General features: G+C 66.8%; 15 protein-coding genes. 6 read left to right on the top strand and 9 right to left on the bottom strand.

Going from position 1 to position 15,412, the window contains the following annotated elements:
- Window positions 1-3 precede the first annotated feature (3 nt).
- Together FHR72_RS05425 and FHR72_RS05420 are read right to left on the bottom strand one after the other, a co-directional pair.
- Window positions 4-936, bottom strand: coding sequence for a DUF732 domain-containing protein (locus FHR72_RS05425; protein WP_183466913.1), 933 nt, complete (start codon window positions 934-936; stop codon window positions 4-6).
- Between the two features lie 10 nt (window positions 937-946).
- Window positions 947-2,020, bottom strand: coding sequence for a zinc ribbon domain-containing protein (locus FHR72_RS05420; RefSeq protein ID WP_183466912.1), 1,074 nt, complete (start codon window positions 2,018-2,020; stop codon window positions 947-949).
- A gap of 673 nt (window positions 2,021-2,693) precedes the next feature.
- On the opposite strand from FHR72_RS05420, the gene FHR72_RS26440 reads away from it, so the two are divergent.
- Entirely contained in the window at window positions 2,694-2,951 is a 258-nt protein-coding gene (locus FHR72_RS26440) for a DUF732 domain-containing protein (RefSeq protein ID WP_311736061.1), read from the top strand.
- Between the two features lie 33 nt (window positions 2,952-2,984).
- Here FHR72_RS26440 and FHR72_RS05410 read toward each other — a convergent pair whose 3' ends face one another.
- The 4 genes from FHR72_RS05410 to FHR72_RS05395 form a co-directional block, all read right to left on the bottom strand.
- Entirely contained in the window at window positions 2,985-3,140 is a 156-nt protein-coding gene (locus FHR72_RS05410) for a DUF6307 family protein (protein WP_183466910.1), read from the bottom strand.
- Window positions 3,141-3,211: 71 nt separating this feature from the next.
- Entirely contained in the window at window positions 3,212-3,670 is a 459-nt protein-coding gene (locus FHR72_RS05405) for a DUF5994 family protein (protein ID WP_183466909.1), read from the bottom strand.
- 174 nt (window positions 3,671-3,844) lie between these two features.
- On the bottom strand, window positions 3,845-4,513 hold the full coding sequence (locus FHR72_RS05400; protein WP_183466908.1) for a TetR/AcrR family transcriptional regulator: 669 nt from the start codon (window positions 4,511-4,513) through the stop codon (window positions 3,845-3,847).
- A gap of 40 nt (window positions 4,514-4,553) precedes the next feature.
- Window positions 4,554-5,207, bottom strand: a complete 654-nt coding sequence (locus FHR72_RS05395; protein ID WP_183466907.1) for a TetR/AcrR family transcriptional regulator — start codon at window positions 5,205-5,207, stop codon at window positions 4,554-4,556.
- A gap of 208 nt (window positions 5,208-5,415) precedes the next feature.
- Here FHR72_RS05395 and FHR72_RS05390 point away from each other — a divergent pair, with 208 nt between their 5' ends.
- The 4 genes from FHR72_RS05390 (at window position 5,416) to FHR72_RS05375 (ending at window position 9,513) form a co-directional block, all read left to right on the top strand.
- Entirely contained in the window at window positions 5,416-5,841 is a 426-nt protein-coding gene (locus FHR72_RS05390; RefSeq protein WP_183466906.1) for an MmpS family transport accessory protein, read from the top strand.
- Window positions 5,838-8,726, top strand: a complete 2,889-nt coding sequence (locus tag FHR72_RS05385; RefSeq protein ID WP_183466905.1) for an MMPL/RND family transporter — start codon at window positions 5,838-5,840, stop codon at window positions 8,724-8,726. Before FHR72_RS05390 ends, FHR72_RS05385 begins: the two co-directional genes overlap by 4 nt.
- Window positions 8,723-9,043 carry a DUF732 domain-containing protein gene (locus tag FHR72_RS05380; protein WP_311736060.1) on the top strand — a complete coding sequence of 107 codons (321 nt, stop codon included), beginning with the start codon at window positions 8,723-8,725 and terminating at the stop codon, window positions 9,041-9,043. Before FHR72_RS05385 ends, FHR72_RS05380 begins: the two co-directional genes overlap by 4 nt.
- Before the next feature lie 68 nt (window positions 9,044-9,111).
- Window positions 9,112-9,513: a DUF5078 domain-containing protein gene (locus FHR72_RS05375; protein WP_260155876.1), complete on the top strand. Its 402-nt coding sequence runs from the start codon at window positions 9,112-9,114 to the stop codon at window positions 9,511-9,513.
- 27 nt (window positions 9,514-9,540) lie between these two features.
- Here FHR72_RS05375 and FHR72_RS05370 read toward each other — a convergent pair whose 3' ends face one another.
- A complete protein-coding gene (locus tag FHR72_RS05370) occupies window positions 9,541-10,623 on the bottom strand; it encodes a fatty acid desaturase family protein (protein WP_183466903.1) in 1,083 nt (360 codons plus the stop codon).
- 581 nt (window positions 10,624-11,204) lie between these two features.
- Between FHR72_RS05370 and FHR72_RS05365 the strand changes: the two genes are divergently transcribed.
- Window positions 11,205-12,839, top strand: coding sequence for a fatty acyl-AMP ligase (locus FHR72_RS05365; RefSeq protein ID WP_183466902.1), 1,635 nt, complete (start codon window positions 11,205-11,207; stop codon window positions 12,837-12,839).
- A gap of 31 nt (window positions 12,840-12,870) precedes the next feature.
- On the opposite strand, the gene FHR72_RS05360 is transcribed toward FHR72_RS05365, so the two are convergent.
- Both FHR72_RS05360 and FHR72_RS05355 read right to left on the bottom strand, forming a co-directional pair.
- Complete coding sequence (locus FHR72_RS05360; protein ID WP_183466901.1) at window positions 12,871-14,031, bottom strand: fatty acid desaturase family protein; 1,161 nt, start codon at window positions 14,029-14,031, stop codon at window positions 12,871-12,873.
- A gap of 139 nt (window positions 14,032-14,170) precedes the next feature.
- On the bottom strand, window positions 14,171-15,322 hold the full coding sequence (locus FHR72_RS05355) for a glycosyltransferase (RefSeq protein WP_183466900.1): 1,152 nt from the start codon (window positions 15,320-15,322) through the stop codon (window positions 14,171-14,173).
- Window positions 15,323-15,412: the final 90 nt, after the last annotated feature.

The raw sequence follows: 15,412 nt of genomic DNA, 5'->3' as shown, positions 1-15,412 counted from the left end.
ACGTCAGCCGAGGACCAGCGACACGCCATTCGACTTCAGTTCGTCGAAGGAGTAACTCAGCTCGCCGCGCTTGCCGACCTCGACGACATACCGCTCTTCGCCTTCGGTGACCTCGAACGTCATCGAGAACGTGCACATGAACCGGCCGCCTCGGCCCTCCTCCAGCACGGTCTCGGTCAGCAGCTCCCCTTTGTCGTTGCGCACCTTCACCGGTGTGCCCTCGTCGACGTCGGAGTAGCCGCCCGCCCCGGTGCACGACGACCCGTCGACCTCGATGGCCGGCGAGTATGAGTTCGGGTTGTCGTCGTTGATCGTGAAGCTACCGGTGATGGTCGCGGTCTCCAGGACGTGGAAGCCCTCGGCGAACTGCGGGCAGAAGTACTGCACGGCGACCTCGTCCTGCGGCAGGCCCTGCTGGGCGCTGCCCTCGTCGAGCCGGCGGCACACCTGCCTGCCGTAGGCCACGGCGTTGGCGTCCGAATTGAACTCGCTCGAAAATCCCTGTTCCCGAATGGCTTCGAGATAGTTGTCGTCGACCGTCGTCGTGTCTCTGTTGACATAGACGTACGCCCCGATGCCGGCCCCCGCGAGTGCGAGCACCGCGAGGACCGACAGGGCCCCGACCCAGAGCCCCCGACGCGAGCCCCGGGCCGACGCTGCCGAGTGTTCTGTCGTTGAGGTCCCCAGCGCGTGCTTGCCGAACGGGTCCAGGGCCTCGACACCACCGTCGCGGATCAGATCCGTCGGCTGTCCCCCAACGAAGTACCTGCCCTCGTGACGACCGGTCGGGTCCGGTCGCCAGCCCGTAGGGGAATCCCCGGCAGGACCCACCGCGTAGGCCTGGTCGTGCCACGAGTCGCCCACCTTGACCGCGCCGCAGGCGTCGCAGTGCGACCCGTCTGTCAACGGTGCGCCGCAGAAAACACAGAACGTCATCTCAGGACCTTCACTTCCGGTACACCGTGGTGCCTTCAACACCGAACACCGAACTCACGAACTTCGCGAAGCAGTCGTCCACTCCGAAACCCGCTGTGTCACACCACGCGTTGGCCTCCGTCGCGGTGAGGCGCGGCGGCCCGGCCACCGTCACCCACCAGTCCGGCGAATTGAACGTCGACCACTGGCCCGAGTACACCAGGCGCGCCCCGTTGTATTTCCGCCGCAGGTCGAGGTGGTCCCGCAGCACGTCGGCACTCGACAGTGTCCTGCCGTCGACCTCCAAACCCGGCCGCTTGGAACTGATCTGCGACACCCACCGGTTCGCCACGCTCCCCGCTACATAGGAATAGTCGTTGTCGCGCAGTTCTGCCAGCACCGCATCCGCCACACCGTCGATACTGCCGTGCTCGGGTTCGGCCACGGCGAGCGCGGTCAGCGTCTCGCCGCTCGAGCCGGCCGCCGACGCCTCACGTTCCTCTCCCGGATGGAAGACGAGCTCCGGGGCACCGGAGAACATCTCCGGGGTACGCCAGTACATGCCGTGCGGGAACACCAGCGTGCGACGCTCGACCACACCCGGCTCCAACGCCAGCGACGCACCGGAGAAGTCGAAAAGCCCTGCGGCGATGTCGCGATCGCCCGCGGCGACCGTGATACGCACCCCCGAGCCGTGTTCGGTGCTGCCACCGGAGCAGCGCGACAGGAACGCAGCCGCAACAGTCAGCCCGGCCGGCGTCATGTCCACGGACTCGGCCTCCACCGCGGGTGGCTCGCCGCACGGCACCGACACCGCCGCAGGACTGGCGGTACCCGTCGAAAAGCCACCGGGACGACCGTTCGGCACGCCGTCCCCCGAGGAGGGGCGCAACACCATGAAGCCGACGACCGCGACTGCCGCGATCACGACGAGCGTCAGCGCCACCGCAGCGGTGCCCAGCACGCGGCGCGTCGTCGCCCCCTCTTCGGGGGCGTCCTCGGGCCAGGCCGTCGCGCCGATCGGCGCACCGCACTGGCCACAGAACCGGTAGTGCCAAGCGTTCGGATGGCCGTGCGGACACAGCACCGTCGGATCAGTGTCCATCGCAGACCCCCGCATGCGGCCGGACAATCGCCGAGCGCCCGCCGTCGCCCCGACGGAAGTCGTCGACTGCGCGCTCCGCCGGGCACCGGCCAGCCCGTTCCGAGCTGTTTGCCCACCGCCCGACGACGCGGGGGCCTATGGCGTTCATACAGTCCATCGTGCGCGGAGGACGAGCCCGAGGGAATGGGGGATCCCCCTTGATATTTGCAGACGCAGGGATCATCAGCCCGTCTCGCACCATCCGCCACACCAGTAGCAGAATCCCGACGTGAGCAAGGGGAATCCCCGATTCCCTGGGGGCGGTTGTCCGCGCATCATGAAGAGAAGATCGCTACGGGAAAACCACCGCCTGAACTGCCCCGAAGATCGCCGCGGCACCTCGACGCCGCGCGGTCCCCAGGTACGGCCGGCGACGCAGACGCGGTGCCGAGAAGGGAGCCGAACCGCCGTGATGAGGTTGCGTCTCATGCCCTTCACCCGTGCGGGTGCGGCGCCGACCGGACCGCGGGCGGCCCACGCCGACGATCTCCAACACCGGCGCGACGCCGCCCGACGGACATTGGTTCCTCGACGACGAGGTCGACCACACAGTGTTTGCTGCCGTCATCAGCGCCTGCCCGCAGCGCGAGGGCCTGGTTGCGCAGTCGTCCTCGCGGCCGCGGCGCTGCTCGGGGTGGCAGCACCGGCGAGTGCCGCGCCCCAGGACGCCGTCTTCCTCCAGCGACTCACCGCGTCGGGCATCACGTACGAGAACGCCTACGGGATCGTCCTGTACGCCCATAAGGTGTGCAGGGCACTCGATCTCGGGATGTCCGTCGACAGCGTCGTGGACAACGTCTTCACGGAAAGCCCCGCGCTGACCGACCGCGAGAGCGCGGCCGACTACGTGGTCATCGCCTACATGACCTACTGTCCGTCACATTCGACCTGAGCGGGCAGGATGCCACGGGCCCTGCGAGACGCGTCAGCGCATCTTCTCGGGTATCGAATCCAGGGCGTGCAGGACGTGGACGGCCAGTTCATCGGCGGCCTTGCCGCCGACCTTCGAGTTGTCCCGGATGACGTCCGCGACGAGGGCGACGCGCTTCTCGTAGGGAGTGCTGAGCGTGGGGGTGGTCATGAAAATCCTCCGTGAGTGATCGATGATTCAAACAGGTAGCGCTGCAGGCTTTTCCGCGCAGCGCGGTAAACCTAGGCCGAACCCGCGCGCAACAGCGTGTCGACCGAGGACGCGTCGTCGACCGCCGCGGCGGCCATCATCGCCGAGTGCGCGTCCTCTTCACTGCTGTCCACAGGAATGACGAGCAGAACGGTACTGCCGCCGCGAGAGTCGACGACCCCGAGCGTGTTGAGGGGCTGCCGGTCGTAGCCGTCGAGCCGGATCCACTGGTTGTCGACCCGGATCTTGCGTGGGGCCGCTGCCCATTCGGAGTTCTTGTAGGTCACCCGTGAGACTCCGCCGAGCCGTACGGAGAGTACGGCCATGAGGTCCGGCAGTTCCGCCGACAGGTCGTCGCTGGCGGGCCACCACGCGCCGTCCACGTATCCCGTTCTGGGCGCCCTGCGTTTGAGCCGCAGGCGCGGGGTGTTCTCCGGTCCGTTGTGCGGCTGACCGTGACCGGTGCCTCGATCGTGCGCGTGATCTGCCATGCGGCATCCCGACTGGGCCGACAGACGGCCCGGATAGACATCGGCGGCGACGCGCAATTCAGATAGTCGCGTACACGATTCCGCCGATGACACTGACACTACGGCATGAAGCGCCCGCGCATCGCCGAGCCGAATTTCTCGGTGTCCCAACGGCAGAACGCCGTCGACCGACCGCTAGGACGACTCCCCGCCCGGTTGCCACTGATTCATCGCCGCCTGCAGCCCGTCCTCGCTCAGGGCGGCAACCGGTAGGCGGTCCAGCCCTGGCTGACACCGCATGCCCTGCAACAGTATTGCGACATAGCGACGCCACAGGTCTGCCGAAACCTCACCGGCGTACTCGCTGACCTCGCCGGCCATCAGGCCCAGCAGCGGCATGTCCGTCGACGACACCTCGGGCCGGAGATAGCCGTCGCGCTTGGCCCGGTTCACCAGCTTCGAGATCCGCGGTTCCAGTTCGGTGCGCCCGGCGTCCACCCGGCCACCGCAGTAGGCCTTGCTGAACACGACCTCCCGCAATCCACGATCCGTGGCGGTGAGCTCGGTCAGGCTCCAGACGAACCAGGCGAACCCCTCCCAGGAGTCCTGCGCCTCCAGCGCGGTGTCGGCGAGCGCGATGAGCTGGTCGATACCGTCCTGGAAGATGGCCTCGAACAGCGCCTCCTTGGTAGCGAACCGCCGGTACACCGTGCCGACGCCGAGGTTGGCGTGGTGAGCCACCTCGTTGAGGGTGGCCTCCAGCCCGCGCGTGGCGCACAGCTCACGGGCAGCTTCGATGATGCGGCGCCGGTTGCGCTCGGCATCCTTGCGCAGGCTCGTCGCCTGCGGATCCCCAGCACTCATGACGCCGAGTCTACGGATCGGCGCCTCGGCACTCAGCGGGTCAGCCCGCCGGGTCCCATCCGTGCATCGCCGAGTGCATCTGGTCCTCGTCGAGGGCGCCGACGGGCAGCGGTCGCAGATGCTCGCGGCGGCGCATGCCCTCCAGCAGCAGCCCGACATAGCGTCGCCACAGCTCCGGATCGACCCGCCCGGCCCATTCCCCGACGGTGCCGGCGAGCAGCCCGATGACCGGCGCATCGGTGGCTTCGACGTCCGGCCGCAGATACCCGTCGCGGCGGGCCCGGGCCACCAGCTCCGAGACCAGCGGGGTGAGACGCTCGCGGGCACACTCGACTCGGTTGCCGCCGTAGGCCTTGCTGTAGACCATCTCGCGCAGTCCACGATCGGTGGCCGCCAGCTCACAGTGCCGCTCGATGAACCACACGAACCCGTCCCACGAGTTCTCCTGCCGCAGAGCTGTTTCCGCCAGGCACACCACTTCGTCGATGCCGCTTTCGAAGATCGCCTCGACCAGCTCCTCCTTGGTGGCGAACCGGCGGTAGACCGTCCCCACCCCGACGCCGGCATTGCGGGCCACATCGTTGAGCGTAGCCTCCATGCCCTTGACCGCGAACAGCTCACGCGCGGCGAGGAGCACGCGCTGCCGATTGCGTTCGGCGTCCTTGCGCAGGCCGCGGCAGGGTATGTCAACCACAGACTCAATTTAGTGACGTGCCTTACCAAAACGCAATAACCGGATTGACTCTATCCACTTGCGGGCTTAGATTCCTACAAGATCACACGCCGACCGGTGGCTCGCGGCGTCCCTCTCCGAAAGGCACGACCATGCCTGTCTTTGTCGCGTGCGCATGTCCGGCGGTGAAACCGTTGCAGGGCAATGTCGGTCACGATCGGCGCCCCCGGTGATCACCGTCGTCAAGAAGGTCTGGCTCCCCGTCCTCGTCGTCGCCGCGATCGCCATCGGCGGCCTGACGGTCGCGAACCTGCGCTCGGTGTTCGGCTCGGAGAAAGCCATCGTGACGCCCATCGACGCCGACACCGCCGAGAACTTCAACCCCAAGGTCGTCACCTATGAGGTCTTCGGCACCGGCTCGACCGCGACCATCAACTACGCCGACCTCGACGGCAAGCCGCAACGCACCGGCGAGGTGAGTCTGCCCTGGTCACTGACCCTGGAGACCACGCTGCCGTCCGTGATGCCGAACATCATGGCCCAGGGTGACGGCCAATCCCTCAGCTGCCGCGTCACCGTCGATGACGAGGTCAAAGACGAAAGGACGGCGCAGGGTATGAACGCCGCCACCTACTGCCTGGTGAAGGCCGCATGACCACGTTCACCGACGCGCCGACGAATCCGATGCCGCCGGCGCGGCACGCGGCCCCCAGGCGCCCCAAGCTCCCCCGCTTCCTCCGGATGTTCGCCGTGCCGATCGTGCTGATCTGGGTGGCGATCGTGGCCCTGCTCAACACCGTGGTCCCGCAGCTCGAAGAGGTCGGCAAGCTGCGCGCGGTCTCGATGAGCCCCAACGACGCCCCGTCGCTCATCGCGACCAAGCACGTCGGCGAGAAGTTCGAGGAATACGACACCAGCAGCTCGGTGATGATCGTCGTCGAGGGCGACGATCCGCTCGGCCCCGACGCCCACACCTACTACGACACCATCGTGCGCGAGCTCAACCGCGACGTCACCCATGTGCAGCACGTCCAGGACTTCTGGGGCGACACGCTGACCGCAGCCGGCGCCCAGAGCATCGACGGCAAGGCCGCCTACGTGCAGGTCTACATCGCCGGCGATCAGGGCGAGGCGCTGGCCAACGAGTCGGTGCAGGCCGTCCGCGACATCGTCGACGGCAATCAGGCGCCGCCTGGGGTCAAGGCCTACGTCACCGGACCCGCGGCGCTGACCACCGACCAGAACATCGTCGGCGACGCCAGCATGAAAACCATTGAGGGCGTGACGATCGCGATCATCATCGTGATGCTGCTGATCGTCTACCGGTCGTTCACCACGATGCTCGTGGTGATGTCGATGGTGTTCATCGGGTTGCTCTCGGCGCGCGGCATCGTGTCCTTCCTCGGGTTCTACGAGGTCTTTGGCCTCACGACCTTCGCGACCAGCATGGTGGTGACGCTGGCCATTGCGGCGGCCACCGACTACGCGATCTTCCTCATCGGCCGCTACCAGGAAGCCCGGCGGTCGGGCATGGACCGGGAGTCGGCGTACTACGACATGTTCCACGGCACCGCCCACGTGGTGCTCGCCTCGGGCATGACGATCGCCGGTGCGACGCTGTGCCTGCACTTCACCCGGCTGCCCTACTTCCAGAGCATGGGGATCCCGCTGGCGGTCGGTATGACGATCGTGGTGGCGGCTGCGCTCACGCTGGGCCCGGCCCTGATCTCCATCGTCAGCCGGTTCGGAAAGATTTTGGAGCCCAAAGGCAATGGGCGTGCCCGCGGCTGGCGCCGGCTCGGCTCGGCCACCGTCCGCTGGCCCGGCGCAATCCTGATCATGGCGACCGTGCTGTGCATGGTGGGTCTGCTGGCGCTGCCCGGCTACCACACCACGTACAACGACCGGATCTATCTGCCCGACGACGTCCCCGCGAACGTGGGCTACGCCGCAGCCGACCGCCACTTCTCCGACGCCAAGATGAACCCCGACCTGCTGATGGTCGAATCCGATCACGACATGCGCAACCCCGCCGACTTCCTGGTGATCGAGAAGATCGCCAAAGCGCTTGTCCGCGTGCATGGCATCGCCTCCGTCACCACGATCACCCGGCCCGATGGAAAGCCCATCAAGCATGCGTCGCTGGCGTACACGGTGAGCCAGAGCGGCACGGGTCAGCTGATGAACAACGATTTCCAGCAGACGGTGCTGGACAACACCCTGCAGCAGGCCAACGAAATGCAGGTGACCATCGACTCGATGGAGAAGATGCAGAGCATCACCCTCGAGCTGGCCGACGTCACCCGCCGGATGGCCGACAAGATGCAGGACACCTCCGCCAATCTCGTCGAAGTGCGGGACCACCTCGCCGATTTCGACGACCAGTTCCGCCCCATTCGGAACTACTTCTACTGGGAACCGCACTGCTTCAACATCCCGATGTGCTGGGCGCTGCGGTCGATCTTCGACAGCCTCGACGGCATCAGCACGATGTCCGACGACTTCACCGAACTGGTCCCCGACATCGAGCGGATGGCTCAGCTGACGCCGCAGATGGCAGCACTCATGCCGGCGATGATCCAGACGATGAAGAACCAGAAGCAGATCATGCTGAACCAGTACCAGGCACAGAAGATGCAGCAGGATCAGAACATCGCCATGCAGGAGGACAACACGGCGATGGGCGAGGCGTACGACGCCGCCCGCAACGACGACACCTTCTACCTGCCGCCGGAGGCCTTCGAGACCGCCGACTTCCAGCGCGGCATGAAGCTCATGATGTCGCCCGACGGAAAGGCAGTGCGGTTCACCGTCTTCCACCAGGGTGACCCGTTGACCGAGGACGGCACCGAGCGCATCGAGCCGATGCGCACCGCCGCCGCGGACGCCATCAAGGGCACCCCGCTGGAGGGCTCGACGATCTACGTCGGCGGCAGCGCGGCGATGTACAAGGACATGCAGCAGGGCGCCGACTACGACCTGCTCATCGCCGCCGTGGCCTCACTGATCCTGATCTTCCTGATCATGGTGATCCTGACCCGGGCCGTCGCCGCGGCAGCCGTCATCGTCGGCACCGTCGTGCTGAGTCTGGGCACCTCGTTCGGACTGTCGGTTCTGGTGTGGCAGCACATCATCGGCATTCCGCTGAGCTGGATGGTGCTGCCGATGTCGGTCATCGTGCTGCTCGCCGTCGGCGCGGACTACAACCTGCTGCTGGTGTCCCGCATGAAGGAGGAAGTCCACGCCGGGATCAACACCGGGATCATCCGGTCGATGGCCGGCACCGGATCCGTGGTCACCGCAGCGGGTTTCGTGTTCGCGTTCACGATGATCGGCATGATCGTCAGCGACATGATCACCATCGGGCAGGTGGGGACGACCATCGGTCTCGGCCTGCTCTTCGACACCCTGATCGTGCGGTCGCTGATGACCCCGTCGATCGCCGCGCTGATGGGCCGGTGGTTCTGGTGGCCGACGCACGTGCGTCCACGGCCGAAGCCCCAGCCGTGGCCGCGGGCCGCCCAGGAGGTGAGCGCGTGAGACTACGGATAGTCGCCGGGCTGACCGCACTGGTCGTACCCCTCGCCCTGGCGCCCACCGCGTCGGCCGACCTGGACACCGACTTCAACTCCACCCTGCAGACGGTCGGGATCTACGGCCAGAAGGACTACCACGCGTGGCTGGCGAAGATCACCTGCAAGCGGCTGGCGACCGGCGTGGACGCCGAGGCATCCGAATCGGTGGCCTTCCTGACCGCGAACCTCGCGAAGCCGACCACCACCGAGCAGGCGTGGCAGTTCCTGGGCACCGCGCTGCGGATGTACTGCCCGGACCGCCTCGGGGTGCTGCCGTCGTGAGCGCGCGCAACCTCCGATGGACGACGCGGGCACTGCTGACGAGCGTCATCGCGGCCACCGCGGCGGCGATGCTGGGATCACCGCGGGCCTTCGCCGACTCCACGGAGGACTATCCGATCCCGCGCCGCATCATCCACACCACCTGTGATGTCGAGCAGTACATGGCAGCAGCACGCGACACGAGCCCGGTCTATTTCGAGCGGTACATGATCGACCGCAGCAACCGGCCCCTCGACGTGCAGCAGGCCGCCTTCGACCGCATCCACTGGTTCTTCTCGCTCGATTCCGTCGGACGTCGCCAGTACTCGGAGAACACCGCGACCAACGTGTACTACGAGCAGGTCGCGACCCGGTGGGGCAACTGGGCGAAGCTGTTCTTCAACAACAAAGGGGTCGTCGCCCACGCGACCGACGTCTGCATGAACTACCCGCGCGGCGACATGTCGGTGTGGAGCTGGGTCGTTCGCTGAGCGCCGCCCTCGCGCGGCCCCGGTCGATCAGGCCGCGTTCGGACGTGCGGCCGCCGGCCGGTTCGGCAGGGCGAGGCGGTGGATGACCCGCGACGTCGAGCCGTACTGGCGGGCCAGGGAGCCCGTCAGATACGGCAGCCCGTACTTCTCGCACAGCGGGCGCACCCGCCGGGAGATCTCGGCCAGCCTGTTGCTCGGCAGGTCCGGGAACAGGTGGTGCTCGATCTGATAGCACAGGTTTCCGCTGGCGAACCCGAGGAAACGGCCCGCCTTGAAGTTGGCGGTGCCGAGCATCTGCCGCAGGTACCACTCCGCCCGGGTTTCGCTCTTCAACACCTCGGGATCGAATTTCTGTGTGGCGTCGGGAAAGTGACCGCAGAAGATCACGACGTACGCCCACAGGTTGCGCAGCAGGTTGGCCACCGCGTTGGCCTGCAGCGTCCTGCGCCACCGCCTCAAGCTCAGCGCGGGCCAGAACGCGTAGTCCTTGAACCCCTGGCGGGCGATCTTGCCCCCCACGAGCTTCAGCTGGGCGATCCTCTCGGCACGCGGGCTGCTCAGCTCCATACCGTGCAGGCCGATACCCCATTCGAAGGTCAGCGCCAAGAACACATTCTGTAACGGCTGGAGCAGATGACGTGGGCGCCACGGCTGATCCGGCGTGACGCGCATCGTGCCGAAGCCGAGATCGTCGTCCTCGCCGATCACATTGGTGAACACGTGGTGTCGGTAGTTGTGCGACGACTTCCATTGTGAGGACACGGCGACCATGTCCCATTCCCACGTACTCGAGTGGATCTCCGGGTCGTTCATCCAGTCCCATTGCCCGTGGGACACGTTGTGACCGATCTCCATGTTCTCCACGCTCTTGGCGAAGCCCAGCGCCGTTGTGCCCAGCAGCCACGCCGCCCTCGAGCGGGTGGTGGCGATCATCAGGCGCGCCGCGAGGTCCAGCGTGCGTTGAAACAGGATGGTGCGCCGGATGTATTGCGCGTCGCGGGTACCGAGCGATTCTTCGATGTCGGTACGGATCGTGTCGAGCTCACGACCGAGGCTTTCGATGTCCTCGGGGCTCAGATGGGTATAGCGGGCGATGTCGGCAACAGCCATGGTGTGGTCCTCAGAGTCGATCCAGCCGAGGGCGCGGGTATTGACCCTGAAACCGAAATGTGTGGGATCCGGTCGACGGGGGCGGATGTCATCTCGCATGGCGTCGGACGGGATGACTCCAGCGTACACGCGGCAGGACGACCGCTGTCGACACGAACCGCGCCAATCCACGGTGACGGCCGGTGGCCGCACTACGGTGGCGACAGGTTGATACCAAGCCCTCTGGCAAACCTCACGGTGGTGAGTGTGATTGACGCCGAGAAGCTCGACGTCAATCGCCTTGACGCCGTGCGACCACGAATGGGGAGCCCGCGTGTCCCGACATTCCGATCCCCTGCAAACGGGCGCGGGTGCGCGGTGACCGATGCCACACCCCGTACAGTCGAGTTGTCTGACAGCGCGCATCCCTCGCTGCGCCCGGACCGAAGCCCATCTGGGGTGGACCCGAGGAGTCCACGTAATCCTGCGACCGCAGCCGAACCTCGGCGACTCTCGCATCGCTCCGACGGCACCGCACTGCAGGTGCGGGCCACTTTCTCAGACCATCCGTGCCTGCGCACCACTGCCTTAAGGGGCTGTCCTTGAGCCGCTTCACCGAAACCATGTACGCCAATGCCCACCTGAGCAGCAAGGGCTTCAACACCGGTGAGCCTCACGCACCGGTGCGCCATTCCTGGCGAGACGTCCACGAGCGCGCCCGCCGGGTGGCGGGCGGCCTGGCGGCGGCGGGCGTCGGCCCTGGCGACGCCGTCGCGATGCTCGCCGGCGCCCCCGTCGAGATCGCCCCGGCCGCCCAGGGCGTCTGGATGCGCGGCGCGAGTGTGACCATGCTGCACCAGCCCACTCCGCGAACCGACCTGGTCCGGTGGGCCGCCGAAACCACCGCCGTCATCGACATGATCGACGCCACGGCCGTGGTCATCTCCGACCCGTTCATGGCTGCCGCGCCGGTGCTGTCCGAGATGGGGATAACCGTTCTGACGTTCGCCGAGCTCCTCACCGGCGATCCCATCGATCCTGTCGACACCGGCGAGGACGACGTCGCTCTCATGCAGTTGACCAGTGGCTCGACCGGCTCTCCCAAGGCGGTTCAGATCACCCACGCCAACATCGTCGCCAACGCCGAGGCGATGACTGCAGGCTGCCACTTCGACGTCGACACCGACGTGATCGTCAGCTGGCTGCCGTGCTTCCACGACATGGGCATGACCGGTTACCTGACTGTGCCGATGTATTTCGGTGCTGAGCTGGTCAAGGTCACCCCGATGGATTTTCTGGGCGACATCCTGCTGTGGCCCAGGCTGATCGACAAGTACCGGGGCACGATGACGGCTGCACCCAACTTCGCGTACAACCTGCTCGCCCGCCGGTTGCGGCGGCAGGCCTCACCCGGGGATTTCGACCTGTCCTCGCTGCGCTGGGCGTTGTCGGGAGCCGAGCAGGTCGATCCGGCCGACGTCGAAGATCTCTGCGACGCGGGCGCCCCCTTCGGCCTCAGACCCGAAGCGGTCATCCCCGCCTACGGCATGGCCGAGACGACGGTCGCGGTGTCGTTCTCCGAGTGCGGCGGAGGCATGGTCGTCGACGAGGTGGACGCCGACCTCCTCGCCGTCCTGCGCCGGGCAATACCTGCCACGCGCGGAAACACCCGCCGACTCGTCACGCTGGGCCCGCCGCTGGACGGACTGGAACTGCGGGTGGTCGACGAAGACGGCGCCGAACTGCCCCCGCGGGGGGTCGGTGTCATCGAGGTCCGCGGCGAACCCGTGACCAAGGGCTACATCACCGTCGCCGGTTTCCTCCCCGCCCAGGATGACCGCGGCTGGTACGACACCGGCGACATCGGCTATCTGACCGAGAGCGGCGACGTGGTCGTCTGCGGACGCCTCAAGGACGTCATCATCATGGCCGGCCGCAACATCTACCCGACCGACATCGAGCGCGCCGCAGGGCGCGTCACCGGCGTTCGACCCGGATGCGCGGTGGCGGTGCGACTGGATGCGGGCCGCACCCGCGAAGCCTTCGCCGTCGCCGTCGAATGCAAGGACTTCCACGACCAGGACGAGGTCCGCCGGGTGGAACGTCAGGTCGCCCACGAGGTCTTCACCGAAGTGGACGTGCGACCCCGCAACGTCGTGGTTCTGCAGCCGGGCACAATCCCCAAGACACCCTCCGGGAAACTGCGTCGCGCACACGCCTTGTCCCTGGTGGACTGAGGCCTTTCGGCGCAGCAGCGCTGACCGCCTTCTAGCCCTGAGCTGCCTGCAAAGCGGGTTCCCGGGTGCGGAACTTCTTCTCCGATGCGGTTTCCGGCGCGTCGTCGGAGGTCGCCGTGAGGAAGCGGTCGGGGAGGGCGAGCTTGTGGATGGTACGCAGCGTCAGCAGGTACTGGCGCGGCAGCGAACCGGTGGTGTAGGGCAGACCGTACTTGTCGCAGACCTCCCGCACCCTGCCGGCGATCTGCCGGTAGCGGTTGCTCGGCAGGTCCGGGAACAGATGGTGCTCGATCTGGTAGCAGAGGTTGCCGCTGGCGAACGCCAGCACTCTGCCCGCCCGGAAGTTCGCGCTCCCGAGGATCTGCCGCAGGTACCATTCGCCCCGCGTCTCGGCGGCCAGCACGTCCGGGGTGAATTTCTCGGCACCATCGGGAAAGTGGCCGCAGAAGATGACGACGTAGGCCCAGAGGTTGCGCAGCAGGTTCGCCGCCGCGTTGGCGATCAGCGTCTTGCGCCACCGGCGCAGGCTCAACGCCGGATACAGCACGTAGTCCTTCACCGCCTGCCGAGTGATCTTGCGCGACAGCGCTGTTCGCTCCTCGGCCAGCTTCTCGGTGTCCGGGACGAGCCGGTCCCGTTCGGAATGGATGCCGTGCAGGGCGATCCCCAGCTCGAACACCGCCGCCAACAACATATTTCGCAGGGGCTGCAGCAGATGCACCCGCTGCCAGGGCTCGTCGCGGGTCATGCGGATGACGCCGAAGCCCAGATCGTCGTCGACACCGACGATGTTGGTCATCACATGGTGGCGGTAGTTGTGCGAATACCGCCAGTGCGACGACACCGCCATCATGTCCCACTCCCACGTCGTGGAGTGGATCTCGGGATCGTTCATCCAGTCCCACTGGCCGTGGCCGATGTTGTGACCGAGCTCCATGTTCTCGACGGACTTCGCGACGGCGAGAGCCGCGGTCCCCGCCACCCTGCCCGCGCGCGACGGGCTGACCATGATCAGCACGCGAGAGACCACTTCGAGGGTGCGCTGGAACCGGATGGTCCGCCTGATGTAGGCCGCGTCGCGCTCCCCGAGAGATCGCTCGACGTCGTCACGGATCGCGTCGAGCTCACGTCCGAGCGCAGCGATGTCCTCGTCGCTCAGGTGTGCGTAGGCGGCAATGTCGGCAATGGCCAAGGCAGAGTCCCGTCGTGTCGTCTCAGCGCTCGTGTCAGGCAGCGTCGGTGCGTCGATGCAACAGTGTCCTGGTAAATAGCGTCCTGGTCGTTCGTGTCCTGCTAGTTCGTGTCCTGGTGGTTCGTGTCCTGCTAGTTCGTCAGCCCATCACCTTACGGTCCGCCAGCACCTGTCGCGCGAGCGCGATGTAGGCGTTCGCGGCCACCGGCCACGCCATCGCCGGTGCGATGCGGCGGGCTTCGGCGGCCATCGCCCCGGCCAGCCTCGGCTGGGTCAGCACGCGGCGCAGCGCCGCGGCCAGCATATCGGGGTCGTCGTGACTGACGACAGTGCCGGCGCCACCGGAGAGGAGTTCCTCGGCGTGCGGGAACGCGGTGGCCACGACCGGCCTCCCCCGAACGAGCGCATCCACCAGGACCCCGGAGGTGACCTGATCCGTGGAGTCATAGGGCAGGACCACGGCGGACGACGACTGAATGAGCTCGGTCAGCGATACGTCGTCGTAGTAGCGCGGGTCGAAGACCACCGAGTCCTGCAGCCCCTTGAGACGTACTCGCTCGACCAGCGACTCGCGGTAGGCCTCGCCATCCCGGTCGAGGTCCTTCGGATGGGTGCGTCCCACTACCAGGTACCGCGGCCTCCCCGGCACGTCGCGCAGCGAGTCCATCACGTCGATGACGCGTTCGATGCCCTTGCCCGCACCGAGCAGACCCCACGTCAGAATGGTCGGCCGGCTGGCACGTTTGGCCCGAGGCCGCGTCGGCGCGGTTCCGGCATGCGGTATCGCGACCACCTTGCGGCGCTCGACTGCGTAGTCCGCGGAAAGTCGCTCCCGCGCCACCTGCGAGAGCACGACCACCCGGTCGACGGCCGACGCGATCTGCTCAAGGACCCATCGCTGATGCGGCGCAGGGCTTTTCGGGACAGAATGCACGATGACCACCGACGGGACCCGCAGCGCTGCGATGACCTCGAGCAGGCCGTCGCCGTGCACCCCGCCGTAGATGTTGTCGTGGTGCTGGATCACTGCGACATCGCACTCGTTGAGCTGTGCGGCGCAGGCGGCCACCGACGATTCCGAACCGTCGAGAAGTTCACCGACGACGCGGTCGTTCGCCGACGACAGCCCGTCCGAGATCCGGACGACTCCGACGTCGTGGCCGGCGGTGCTCAATGCTCCCGACAGGCCGGCACTGAACCTGGCGAGGCCGCACAGCGTCGGCGCATAGGTGCTCAGCACACCGAATCGGATGGTGCCCGAATACATTTGCCGTGCCGAGGGTGCCAGCATGGACTCGAAGGTGGGTACTGCGTTCAAGACGATCCAGACGGACGATTGGTTCCGGCGCGTGCGGCGTGAGCGGTTGCTCGGCGAGATCAG

This window comes from Mycolicibacterium iranicum, from assembly GCF_014190915.1.
In the GTDB taxonomy this organism is placed as follows: Bacteria; Actinomycetota; Actinomycetes; order Mycobacteriales; family Mycobacteriaceae; genus Mycobacterium; species Mycobacterium iranicum_B.
This window is presented reverse-complemented; position numbering and strand designations above follow the sequence as displayed.